The 11,915-nt window shown below is 66.0% G+C and carries 11 protein-coding genes; 1 reads left to right on the plus strand and 10 read right to left on the minus strand.

Annotation, left to right across the window (positions count from 1 at the left end):
* Positions 1–6: 6 nt before the first annotated feature.
* From D6M19_RS11900 to D6M19_RS11910, 3 genes are all read right to left on the minus strand, one after another.
* Positions 7–801, minus strand: coding sequence for a crotonase/enoyl-CoA hydratase family protein (locus D6M19_RS11900; protein WP_123025419.1), 795 nt, complete (start codon positions 799–801; stop codon positions 7–9).
* Entirely contained in the window at positions 798–1,943 is a 1,146-nt protein-coding gene (locus D6M19_RS11905) for a thiolase family protein (RefSeq protein ID WP_123025420.1), read from the minus strand. Before D6M19_RS11905 ends, D6M19_RS11900 begins: the two co-directional genes overlap by 4 nt.
* A gap of 207 nt (positions 1,944–2,150) precedes the next feature.
* Positions 2,151–2,903 carry a class I SAM-dependent methyltransferase gene (locus tag D6M19_RS11910; RefSeq protein WP_123025421.1) on the minus strand — a complete coding sequence of 251 codons (753 nt, stop codon included), beginning with the start codon at positions 2,901–2,903 and terminating at the stop codon, positions 2,151–2,153.
* Positions 2,904–3,038: 135 nt separating this feature from the next.
* Between D6M19_RS11910 and D6M19_RS11915 the strand changes: the two genes are divergently transcribed.
* Complete coding sequence (locus D6M19_RS11915) at positions 3,039–3,836, plus strand: FadR/GntR family transcriptional regulator (RefSeq protein ID WP_123025511.1); 798 nt, start codon at positions 3,039–3,041, stop codon at positions 3,834–3,836.
* A gap of 42 nt (positions 3,837–3,878) precedes the next feature.
* Here the strand turns inward: D6M19_RS11915 and D6M19_RS11920 are convergent, their stop codons facing one another.
* The 7 genes from D6M19_RS11920 to D6M19_RS11950 form a co-directional block, all read right to left on the minus strand.
* Positions 3,879–5,648 carry a DUF3556 domain-containing protein gene (locus tag D6M19_RS11920; RefSeq protein ID WP_123025422.1) on the minus strand — a complete coding sequence of 590 codons (1,770 nt, stop codon included), beginning with the start codon at positions 5,646–5,648 and terminating at the stop codon, positions 3,879–3,881.
* Positions 5,649–5,791: 143 nt separating this feature from the next.
* Complete coding sequence (locus tag D6M19_RS11925; protein WP_123025423.1) at positions 5,792–7,054, minus strand: WS/DGAT domain-containing protein; 1,263 nt, start codon at positions 7,052–7,054, stop codon at positions 5,792–5,794.
* A gap of 9 nt (positions 7,055–7,063) precedes the next feature.
* Positions 7,064–7,966 (minus strand): alpha/beta fold hydrolase, encoded by a 903-nt coding sequence (locus D6M19_RS11930; RefSeq protein ID WP_123025424.1) that lies wholly within the window; start codon positions 7,964–7,966, stop codon positions 7,064–7,066.
* Positions 7,967–7,975: 9 nt separating this feature from the next.
* The gene (locus D6M19_RS11935; RefSeq protein WP_234834818.1) at positions 7,976–8,656 is read right to left on the minus strand and encodes a hypothetical protein; all 681 of its coding nucleotides are present in this window, start codon (positions 8,654–8,656) and stop codon (positions 7,976–7,978) included.
* Positions 8,653–9,306 carry an Rv1363c family protein gene (locus D6M19_RS11940; protein WP_123025426.1) on the minus strand — a complete coding sequence of 218 codons (654 nt, stop codon included), beginning with the start codon at positions 9,304–9,306 and terminating at the stop codon, positions 8,653–8,655. The genes D6M19_RS11935 and D6M19_RS11940 overlap by 4 nt, the downstream gene beginning before the upstream one ends.
* A complete protein-coding gene (locus tag D6M19_RS11945) occupies positions 9,270–10,772 on the minus strand; it encodes an MCE family protein (RefSeq protein ID WP_123025427.1) in 1,503 nt (500 codons plus the stop codon). The genes D6M19_RS11940 and D6M19_RS11945 overlap by 37 nt, the downstream gene beginning before the upstream one ends.
* A gap of 1 nt (position 10,773) precedes the next feature.
* Complete coding sequence (locus tag D6M19_RS11950; RefSeq protein WP_407665325.1) at positions 10,774–11,907, minus strand: MCE family protein; 1,134 nt, start codon at positions 11,905–11,907, stop codon at positions 10,774–10,776.
* Positions 11,908–11,915 lie beyond the last annotated feature (8 nt).

Here is an 11,915-nt window from a genome sequence, read left to right on the forward strand (position 1 = left end):
GCGCGCCTACCTGGCTTTCCACACGGGTTGGCGCTTCTCGGCGAACGCCAGGGGTCCTTCCCTGGCATCCTCCGAACGGATGAGCGTCCCGATCTCGCGCATGGTCCTGCCCCAGCCGGGCTCGTCGCCGGTGATGACGTCGTCGTCGACGCCCATTGCCACCCGCTTGCTGGCCCATACGGCCAACGGGGCATTGACGGTGATCCGCTCGGCGAGCGCAAGCGCGGCGTCGACGGCGGTGCCGTCGGGCACGACCTGATTGATCAGGCCCCACTTGAGCGCGTCGGCCGAACTCATCGGCTCTCCGGTGAGGATCAGCTCCATCGCGACCTTGCGCGGCAGGTGGTCCACGATGCGGAAGACGCCACCGGCGGCGGCGATGAGCCCGCGCTTCACCTCGGGCAGGCCGAACTTCGCGCGTTCCTCGGCCACCACGAGATCGCTTGCGAGGGCGAGTTCAGAGCCGCCGCCCAGAGCGGTGCCGTTCACCGCCGCGACGGTCGGCTTGTCGATGTAGTGGTGGACGTAGCCCGCGAAGCCCCACTCGCTGTGGTCGGGGTGGAAGAGGTTCTCGCGTCGAGATATGGCCTTGAGATCGGCTCCGGCACAGAAGGATTCACCGGCGCCGGTGATGACGACCGCGCGCACATCCGGGTCGTCCTGCGCTTCCTGTAATGCGTCACCGACGGCGACGCTGAGGGCGCTGTTGACGGCGTTGCGCGCCTCGGGCCGGTTCAGGGTGATGACCATGACGTTGCCCCGCCGCTCGGTGAGAGCGGCGGGAGCAGGAGCGTCTGTCACAACAACTCGACGATGGTGGCGTTGGCCTGGCCGCCGCCCTCACACATGGTCTGCAGGCCGTACTGAATTCCCTTGTCCCGCATGTGGTACAGCATGGTCGTCATGATGCGGGCGCCCGATCCGCCGAGCGGGTGGCCAAGTGCGATCGCGCCACCGTTGGGGTTGAGCTTCTTCTCGTCGGCGCCGATGTCCTTCAGCCACGCCAGCGGCACCGGCGCGAAGGCCTCGTTGACCTCGAAGACGCCTATCTCCTCGACCTTCAGCCCGGACTTCTTGAGCGCCTTCTGCGTTGCGGGGATCGGGGCGGTCAGCATGATCACCGGGTCCGCGCCCGCGAGGGTCGCCGTGTGCACCCTGGCGAGTGGCTTGAGCCCCAACGACTTCGCCTTCTCCGCCGACATGATCAACAACGCGGCAGAGCCGTCGGAGATCTGGCTGGAGTTCCCGGCATGGATCACACCGTCCTCCTTGAACGCAGGCTTGAGCGTCGCCATCTTCTCGATGGTGGTGCCGCGTCGGATGCCCTCGTCCTTGAGCACCGGGTTGCCGTCCTGGTCCTTGATGGCGACGATCTGGTCGTCGAATGCACCGGAATCCTGTGCCGCGGCGGCCTTCTCGTGGGAGCCGAGCGAGAACTCGTCGACCGCGGTGCGGTCGAAGCCCCACTGCTCGGCGATCATCTCGGCACCGATGCCCTGGTTCGGGGTCCGCTCGTAGCGGTCCTTGAAGCCTTGGGGGTACGGGTTTCCGCCGCCTGCCAGCGACGCACCCATCGGCGTGCGCGACATGGACTCGACGCCACCGGCGACGACGGCGTCGTAGTGCCCGGCCACCACTCCGGCAGCCGCGAAGTGGATGGACTGCTGGCTCGAACCGCACTGGCGATCGATGGTCACGCCGGCGACACTCTCCGGCCAGCCTGCGGTCAGCAGCGCGGTGCGGCCGATGTCGAGCGCCTGCTCGCCTGCCTGCATGACGCAGCCCCAGATGACGTCGTCGACGATGCCGGGGTCGATACCGGTGCGCTCGGCGAGGCCGTTGAGAACCTGCGCGGACAGTTCGGCCGGGTGCACGCCCGAAAGACCGCCGTTGCGCTTGCCGACCGGTGACCGTACGGCCTCGACGATTACGGCTTCTGCCATCACACTTCTCCTTCGAAGATTTTCCTGTGTTCTCCCACGACGTCCATTCTCGAACGTAGAGGAACAAGGTTTACTAGGTCAACCTACTGGTTGGTAGATCACCCCACCTCCGCGGCCCACTTCATGTGGCCCTCGAAGCCCAGGTCGTCGGCCATCTTGCGATAGCGGTCGCGGTAGTCGCGGAACGCCGCCGTCTCGGCCTTGTCGTCAGGTCACGGCGACGAGGTACTCGCCGCGGTAGCGCAGCGTTCCGTCGTCAGCCTCATTCACCTCGTCGACCCAGCGCAGATAGGTCTCGCGGACGATCTCGTCGCCGACGTCGGCGCGCAAGGCGACAAGGGGTGGAAAGCGGGTCAGCATGAAATCGGCGTAGCTCGCGGCCGACGGCTCGTCGAACTCAACGTCATGCCGCTCGAATTCAACGCCGTCGCCGAGCAGTTCGCGCACGTGGTCTTCGGTACCCCACAGCAGAGGCGATTGGAAACCCGGCGGCGGCGGCGCCGAGATCTCGCCGAGCCGCTGGAACATGGCGCCGATGCTGCCCTCGGGCGTCCAACAGGCAATCGCGATACAGCCGTCTTTCCGGCTGACACGGCGTAACTCATCCGCTGTTCGCCTGTGATCAGGCGCGAACATGTGCCCGATCGCAGAGATGACCCGGTCGAAGCTGTCATCGTTGAATGGGAGCGACTGCGCGTCCCCTTCGAGCCACTCGATGTCGACGTTCGCCTCGGCTCCCAGCTCGCGGGCGACCGCGATGAGATGCGGCGAAAAGTCCAAGCCGGTGACTCGTGCACCCAGCTCTGCCGCCGCGATACTTGCATTGCCCGTTCCACATGCGACGTCAAGGACCGTCATCCCGGACTCGACGTGCGCACGCCGTACGAGGACATCGGCGATGGAGGTGACCTTCTGCGCCACTGCCTGGTAGTCCCCAGCTCCCCACATGTCGTCGGTCATGGCGTCAAGCCTTCGCCGGTTGCCGCCGATAAGCCAGTGGGCGGTTTCAAGTCCCAAGTCCCCTACTCGCAACATGGTTTACTGAGTTGTATACCTGGCTGCTACGGCCAGGCGGACCTCGGATCAGGAGTAGTGGTGGCTCGCAGTACACCGTTGGCGCCGATGATCGGGCCCGACGCGGTCTCATCCGCAGCCGGTGCGCCGATCCGGTCGCCGAAGACGGCCGAGCTGGTGGCCGGGACACTGCGCCGCATGGTGGTCGACGGCCAACTGAAGGAAGGCGACTACCTGCCCAACGAGGCCGAGCTGATGACGCACTTCGGTGTCAGCAGGCCGACGCTGCGCGAGGCGGTGCGGGTGTTGGAGTCCGAGCGTTTGGTCGAGGTGCGCCGCGGATCGCGCACCGGCGCGCGCGTTCGGGTGCCCGGCCCCGAGATCGTCGCCCGTCCCGCCGGCCTTTTACTCGAGCTGTCGGGCGCGACGATCTCAGACGTGATGACGGCGCGCTCCGGGATCGAGCCGATGGCGGTCCGACTGCTCACCGAAGCAGGCAGCGCGGAGGCCTTCGACGAGCTCGACCACATGCTCGACGAGGCTATCCCGGCGGGCTGGCAGTCCGGGCGCCTTGCCGAGACGACGGGTGAGTTCCACCGCAGGCTCGTCGAACTCTCCGGCAACGCAACGCTTGGCATGATCGCGGGCATGCTGCACGAGATCACGGTGCGGCACACAGCGTTCGTCTTCAAGGAGCGCAGGCCCGTCTCGAAGGCCGACTACGAGAAGGTGATGCGGTCGTACCGGCGGCTGATGGAGTTCATGCGGTCCGGCGACGGCGCGGCCGCAGAGGCGCATTGGCGCAGACACCTCGACACGACGCGCAACCTGCTGCTGAAGGGGCTCGAGACCGTCAAGGTCCGCGACGTCGTGGGCTGACTCGCCGCCGCATGCCCTCCCCGAGACTGCTGGGAGATCGCGCTACTGCGCAGAATCGCGATCTGCCCGCAGGCTCGGTGCGTCGGCGGACCATTCGACGTGCACGGGTATGTCGTCGGTCCACGGTTGACCCGTCACCATGTCGGCGACGTTGACGTAGCCCCGCTCGAATTCGCCCGTCGCCGCGTCCACCAATCGGTATTGCTGGCGCTGCCGATGAAACGGTTGCGCGTCGAGCAGGATGACGCGCACCTCGCCCGGCTCGAAACCGCAGCGCTCCTGCATGGCTTCGATCAACTGCTCGTTGTGCATGTGGCCGTCGCCGAAATTCCAGCCGACCGCGGTGCTGCACAACCGCTCGCCCTCGGTGATGACGTACTCGTCCTCGTTGCGTCCCGCCAACGCATTGTGCACAAGGGTCAGAAGCGCCTTGCCGTGAGAGTTGAACCCGCGGAACGCGTATCCCTTATACAGGAATATCTGCGCTTGTTCCTCGCTGCCGTAGAACTTCTCGAGCTGAGAGGCGGGCATGCTGGCGATCGCGACCAGACCGCGGTCGATCTTCTCGTTGGCCGACGGCTTGATGCACCACCACGACGTGTCCCAGTTACCTGCGTAGTAGCGCATGCCCGGCAGGAACGAGATCTTGCGCGGGAAGAGGTTGCCAAGCACGACGATCGTTGCGAGCAGCGCGAAGAGCAATACGGGAAGCGGTGTGGTCATATCCGACAGCCCCACCTCGGCATGGCCGACGAACAACGCCAGCACCGAGAACATCATGAAGACGTTCCACTCCAGCGGCACGCCCATCGGGATCGCCGACAGGATGCCGAAGTGGAAGCAGAGCATCACGAATGCGGCGATCGCCGTCGGCCAGCCGCCGTGGGAGAACAGCAGCGCCAACGGCACCAGCATCTCGATCGCCGTGCTGAAATGCGCGATGAATCGCGACAGCCGGCCTGGCCGCAGATCGTCGGGGAACTGTTCGAAGAACTTCCGTTTCAGCCACTTGGTTCGGATCAGCGGGTTGTTCGACATCATCGTCGAGATCACAAACGGGAAGTGCTTGTTGAGCTTTGACGTCGCGGCCCCCATCCAGATCGCGACGCACACCAGCTTGGCGGCGATGATCATGTCGACCCCGTAGCCGGCGAACAGGAACGCCACCGCGAACGAGCCGTACACCTCGCCGCGCGCGGCCAGGAAGATCACCTTGTCCCGCAGCCCGAGTACCGCCAGCAGACCGAGAATTGTCCAGATCTGCCACAGCGGCACCACGCCGATCTGGGTGCCGAGCGCGGGAATGGGCCCCGAGCCGTCGGAGAACAGCGCGACGAGAAGCATCACCAGCAGCGCCCCGTACAGCGCGACATCCACCGGCGTGCGCGCCGTGCCCTTTGTCAGCGGCACCCGGCTCGGCCATGGCGGCAGCCGAATGGTGTTGGGCCGCAACCAGTACAGGATCGACCCCAACGGCGGGAAGAACCGGTTGTTCAGCGGCCCGAAGCCGCACCCGAGGCCGACGACCTCGAACAACATGGTGTAGAGCACGACCTTTTCGAAAACGATCGGCTCGGTCCACCACTGCGCGACGTTGGTGAAGCCGTCGACACCCTTGGTGGCAAGCGCGAACAGCCAGCCGCCGAGGATGTAGAGCAGGATCTTGAACACGTAGAACAGGTGCATGACGACCGGCGTGCCGAAGCCGACCTCGGCCCAGTGCCTGGCCATCGGGCGGATCTTTTCGGAGCGGGTTCCCTTACTCCACTCGGCGAAGTCGACGACGGGCATGTCGGGCTGAAGGAATCCCATGGCCACACAGACTAGAACGTGTTCTAGCTCGGTACTAGGGGGTTCGGCTCACTCAGCGCGAGCAGACGTAAAAGTGCCCGTCGGACCGGCGTGTCGCGAACTTTTACGTCTGCTCGCGCAGGGGGTCGAGTCGGATAGGGCGCTCAGCCTGACAGTGCCGCGTCCAGTCGCGCGACGTATTCGTCGACGTCCCCGATGGCCGACTCGGCGGCATGCACGCTGACGGCCACGGTGTCCCCGATGCCGTGCACCCCGTGGGTGAGACCCATCATCGGCGACAACGCCGGGTAGCCGGCGGTGACCACAACGGGTGCACCGCCGAACTGCAGGTCCGCCGGTCCCCGGTTGACGCTGGAGACGACGGTGTTTCCGGTCACCGTCGGCGACCGCACGGTCGGGTCGAACTGTGCAACGCCCCAGCGCAACAACGGAGCGGGCGTGACAGCGAACGCGCGGCTGGCCGCCCGCATCGCCGGGTGCTCGGCGCGTCGGCGGCGGTCGGCGAACTCGGCGGCGATCCGCGTCGCGCGCTCGTCGAAACCCAGCTCAGGGTACAGGCCGACAGAGACATTGCCGAAATGGTTATTTGCCTCTCGCGCAGTGGTTTTCGCCATCGGTACCTCGGCACCGAGCGTCGACGGATCATCGCCAAGCCCGCGCAGATGAGCCGACAGCGCGGTGGACACCGCACACAGCACGCCGATCGTCACAGTCGGGCCGGGCAGTTGGTCGCGGTGCCGGACCACGGTGCGCACGCTGCGCACACCGGACGGTCGGGTGTTGCTCCGCAACGCGGGTCGCGACGGGGCCTGTGCTGGCACCAAACCCGCCGCGGTGTCCCCGACCAGGCGGCGGTGCGTCCGTGCGGCGAGCAGGCCGCGCCACGGAAGCTTGACGCCGCGCACCCGCGGCGCCGTCACCGGCGCAATGTCGACTGTGCGGCCGAACAGCCGCGCCGCCATCGCCGATGACCGCACCCCGTCGGCGAGCACATGCGAGATCTGCAGCACGGCGACCGTTCCCACCCCCGTGGCGCCGGGCACACCGTCCACCGAGGTGAACACGTGCATCCGCCACGCATACATCCGCGGATCGAGGTGGTCATCGGCGAGCCTGCTGATTGCGGCCAAACAGCCCGCCCAGCTGTTGTCATCGATTTCGTGGACCGTGAACTGGCCTTCGTCCACGTCGCGGCTCACCCATGCCGGATAGGTCATGGCGTTGCCTTCGCGAACCCGAAGCCGAAGCTCCGCACAGTCACTTGCCCGGCAGCGGATGACGTCGATGGCGTGTTCGAGATCGGTGGGCACGCCCGCGAACCCGTACACCAGGAACTGGTCGTTGGGAATCTTGGCCGACATCCAGTAGGTCTGCGCATCGACCGCTGCAAGCCGGCGCACCGTCATGCCCTCCAGTCAGAATCGACCGATGTAGTCGACGATGTGGCGCCCCACCACATCCGGCTGCTCGAGTTGCAGGAAGTGCCCCGCACCCTCGACCACGAAGGCGCCTCCGCCCGGCGGGAGTATCCGTTCGACCCACGCGACGTAATCCGGTGCCATGCAACCGTCGTCGTCGCCGTGCAGGTAGAGGATGGGCATCTCGGGTGGCTTCATGAACAGCGGCTGCAGATCCGCATACTCTGCGGGCGGCTTGCTACCGCGAAAGTTCTGGCGGTACATGCTGATTGCGGCGCGCCAGTTGTCGGGCGCTCCGATGGCGTCTTCGACAAGCCGGACGTCCTCCGCCTCGTCATAGCCCGGCGACCACTGCCGCCACAGCGTCGGCACCACCCGCGACGCGGAAAGCTCAGGAAGCCAGGGCAATTGGAAGTACATGATGTACCAGCTGCGCAGCAGCTGCCGGGGGATCTGGGCCAATAGGCGGAGTTGGTCGGGCGCTCGCCCCCATGGTCGATAAGCGGCGAGCGGCGGCATCGACATGATCACCGACTTGGCGAACGGGCTGTCCGGCATTGCGGCGAGCCCGGCGGCCGTCATCGCGCCCCAGTCATGGCCGATCACCACGTCGCGTCCGGTCGGGCCTGCTGCATCCAGCACATGCAGCGCGTCGTCCATCAACGCGCCGACGTGGTAGCTGTCGTCCGCGGAGACCGTCGACGGTGCGTAGCCGCGCATGAACGGCGCCACCACCCGCCAGCCCGCGTCCACTAGCAGCGGCGTGACTTTGCGCCAGCCCCAGGCGGTGTCGGGAAAACCGTGGAGGCACAACGCGATCGGGGCGTCGGGCGGCCCCCAGGTCAATGCGCGCAGCTTTACCGAGGGGGTCGCGATGTCGATCCAATCCGGCTCCCTCATGTCGGCGGGCTACACCGGTTCGAATTTCGAGATCAGCCAGCGGTCGCCGACCTTGTCCAGCGTGATGCGCACGCTGGACGCGGTATCGGTGGGTACGCCGTTGCCGATGGTCACGGTCTGGTTGACGAACAGCAAGACGACCGCCTCACCGGGATCGGCCGAAACCGAGGCCGCGCCGGGCACACTGGCGACCGCCGCGATCTGCTTCTCCTTGGCACCGGGTATCACGACGTTCTTGGTCAGGTCGGCGTACTCGCCACGGAACTCGCCGGTGAGTCGGTCCTGCGCCGCGGTCAGTTGCTGTTCGACCGTGTCGGGTTTGTACGACAGCAGGGCCACCGTGCTGTCCTTGGCGGCCTGCACCGACTGTTCACGGGCAACGTCGCTGTCGCGCACGCCCGAGTCCAGAAATTTCAACACCCCGGCGCCAATCGCCAGCAAGAACGCGAGCGCAGGCAGCAAGGCGAACGCCACGATGCGCGACCGATCGAGCTGCCGTTTCGGCTTGGCCGGTTCGGAAACTTCTGGTTCCTCTGCCGCCTCAACTTCTGGTTCCTCTGCCGCCTCCGGCTCATCGACCGCCGAGTCCTTCGCCGGCGATTCCGTCGTGGTGTCGGTATCGGCTTCGACCTCGAGCCTCGCCGCGGCTTCCTCGACGGTCTCGTCGCTCAAGTTCTTGTTCTCGGTCACGATACGAACCTCACGTTGGCCACCTTGGCTTCGTCACCGACTTTCTGCACCGTGATCCGCATCCGCCAGGCACGCGGCTCCTGTTCGGCCGCACCCGCATTGGACGTCTTGACGGTGACGGCGACCAGCACCTCTGCTCCGTCGTCCGTCTCCGATTCGACGCCCGCCTCGGCGATGGTGCCGACGGATTTAGACTTCGCCTGCTTCACGACCTCTTTGAAGGGTTGGGCACGCGCCTGGAAGTCGTCGTAGAACGTCCCCGTTGAGGAGTCCAGTACGCGCTGCACGTCCTCGTCGGCGTGTTCGAAGTCGATCGTGGTCAGGTTCAACGCGGCCTGACGCCCCACCTGAAGGAACAGGCTGCGCTCGTCGGCCGCCTTTCGGGATTCGTACGCGCGGAAGCCCAGCCACCCGCACAGCCCGGCCAGCGCGACCACCGCAACGAGCCCCAGGATCGTGGCGAGCCGGACATGCGACATCTTGGCCTTGGCGGTCGCCGGCTGTTCCTCGCCTGCCCCCTCCTCAGCGTCCTCGCCGGATCCCTCGCCGGACTCGTCGGCGACGGATTCGGTCGAAGTATCGGCTTCGGCTTCGTCCTCCCTGGTTTCCTCGCTCAGTTCCCCGTCGGGGGCAGCAGCATCGTCTGCCATGTTTGCTCCTCTGTGGCGCCACGTGCCAAGTCGGCTTGTGTGTACACATGCCCGTCCGGTCCAACGTACGTGCCGGATGCTGGATCATATTCGGCGGCCGCTATTGGCGGCGGCACCGGGCTGGGCGGAGGAGGCGGTTCTGCAGGTGACTCGCCGGGCGGCACGTGCGGTACCGACTGCCCGGACAGTGTCGCGTTGGGGTCACCTTTCCAGTTGTAGCCGTCGTTGAGCGGCACGTAGTACTCGTCGCTCTCGCACTGCTGCCACGTCGGCGCACGTTTGCCAGGGACTGCCACGCACGGCAGGTTGCGGGCGCCTCGCACGTTGAACGGCCCGTCCTGCGGGACTCGGCAGTACAAGTCTCCGGCAGGCCGATCGGGGTAATCCTCGAAGGTGGGCACTCGCTGCTGCTGGGCGGGCAGGAAGCCGGTCGTGCACGGTGGTGGCAGCTGCTGCGGCGGCAACGGTATCGGCGCCGGAAGCGCGGGAATCACCAGGTTCAGGTTGAAGACCAAGGCATCGCCCTTGTAGTCCTGCTTCGTGTTCCGCTTGTGCACGCCGACGGCCTGCGTGACCGCGGTGCCCTGGGGCAGCAGCACAAGCAGCTGCTCGAGGCTCGGCTGGTAGGTGACGGCCACCTCGCCGATGCTGACCAGGTTGGCTAGCACGATCGGCAGCGTGGGCTGCAGCCGGTCGATCAACGCCCGCGTCTCCTCGGCAGCCCCTGGGCCCTTGTCCAGAATCCCGGCCACGGCCGGGTCCTGGCTCTGCAGCTGGCCGGTGATGGAGGCCAGGTTCGCTGCCCATGCCTGGATCGAGTCCGCGGTGTCGGTCTGGCTGTCCAGCACCGGTTGGGACTGGTCGATGAGGGTGGTCAGCGAGTCGAGGTTCTTGCGCGCGTCGATGGCCAACGTGGTGCTGCCGGTGACCAACCTGCGTAGCTCCGGTCCGAGCCCGCCGACGGCGATATAGGCCTCGTCGACCACCGTCTTCAGGTTGTCGCGCGGGATCGCCTCCAGACCGCGGTTGGTCATGTCCAGCACCGTGTTGATATCCGTCGGGACGGTTGCGCGGTCGCGCGGGATCACATCGCCGTCCTTCAAATCCGGACCATTACCGCTGCGTGGGATCAACTGGACGAACTGCTCGCCGACGGAGGACACGCTGTGTATTTCGACGTCGACGTCGGCGGGGATTCTGGTGTCCGACTTCAGCGACAACACGGCCGCGACACCTGAGTCGGTGAGCGAAACGCTGTCCACGATCCCCACCTCGACACCGCGATAGGTGACGTTGCTCCTGGGATACAGCCCGCCGGTCTCGGGTAATTCGACGGTTATCCGGTACTCCCCGACGCCCAGCATCGCCGGCAGCCGCATGTAGCCGAACACCATGATCGCCAGTGCCGTGGTCGCTATCACGGCGAAGATCGCCATCTGGATGAGGATCTGTCGGGTCAGGATCATGTCACGGCCCCTGGTCCAAACGGTATGGAGCGATCAGGGGGTTGCCTGCGCCGTTCGGCGGGGCGCTCGCCATGCACGGGCTGGGGAACTGGCCGATCGTTCGGCCCCACTGCAGCTCCAACCAGGTCAGATCGCACTCCCAGCGCGTTCCGGTGAAGAAACTGGAATCGAGCCGGCTCAACGTCAGGTCGACGATCAACGTGAGGTTCGCATAGTCGCCGCGCATCCAGTTGGTAAGTGTCTCCTTCGGGAAGGGGAACGTCGGCAGGAAACTCAGCGCACGGGTGAGCGCGGGTCCGGCATTGGCCAGTGACTCCAGCACCGGCCCGAGATCCTTGAGCTCCTGGACAAGTGCTTCCTTGGTCTGGTCGACGGAATCGGCCGCCAACGCGCTGAACTTTCCGAGCTGCACCAACGCCTCGGACAGGTTGTCGCGCTGATCTCTCAGCACGGCCAGAGCATCGGGGATTGTCCGTAATGCCTTGTCCACCACGGGCTTTTGTTCGGCGAACTGGCCGATGAGGTCGTTGACGCCTTGCGTGGCGGCAATGATGTCGTCCTTCTGGTCATCGAGGTAGCCGACGGCCTTGTCCAGCTGCTCGATGAGACTGCGCAGGTCATTCTCGCGACCGGTGAAAGCGGTGCTCAACGCCTCGGTGATGTCCTGGATGTTGCCTATTCCACCGCCATTGAGAAGCAGCGCAACCGCCGCCAGCGCCCGCTCGGTGGTCGGATATGCCCCCGACGAGGACAACGGGATGACCGAGCCGTCGTGCAGCCTGCCCTCAGGCGAGACGTCCGTCGGTGCCGCCAATTCGATGTGCTCGGAGCCGAGGAGGCTGGTTTGGCCGAGCTTGGCGGTGGCGTTGGCGGGCAGTTCGACGTCAGCGTTGAGCTCCATCGTCACCAGCGCGTGCCAGTCCTGACGTTCGATCCTCTTGACGGTGCCGACGTTCACGTCACCGACGCGGACGCGGGAATTCGGTTCGATGTTGTCCACGTCGGGCATCTGGGCCGTAATTGTGAATGCACCGGGGCCCGCGCCCTGGACACCCGGCAGGGGAATGGAGTTCAGCCCGCGCCAGTCGGAGCAACCCGACACCGCCGCAGCCAGCACCGCCACGCCGGCCAGCATGCGTATCA

Source organism: Mycolicibacterium stellerae, assembly GCF_003719305.1.
In the GTDB taxonomy this organism is placed as follows: domain Bacteria; phylum Actinomycetota; class Actinomycetes; order Mycobacteriales; family Mycobacteriaceae; genus Mycobacterium; species Mycobacterium stellerae.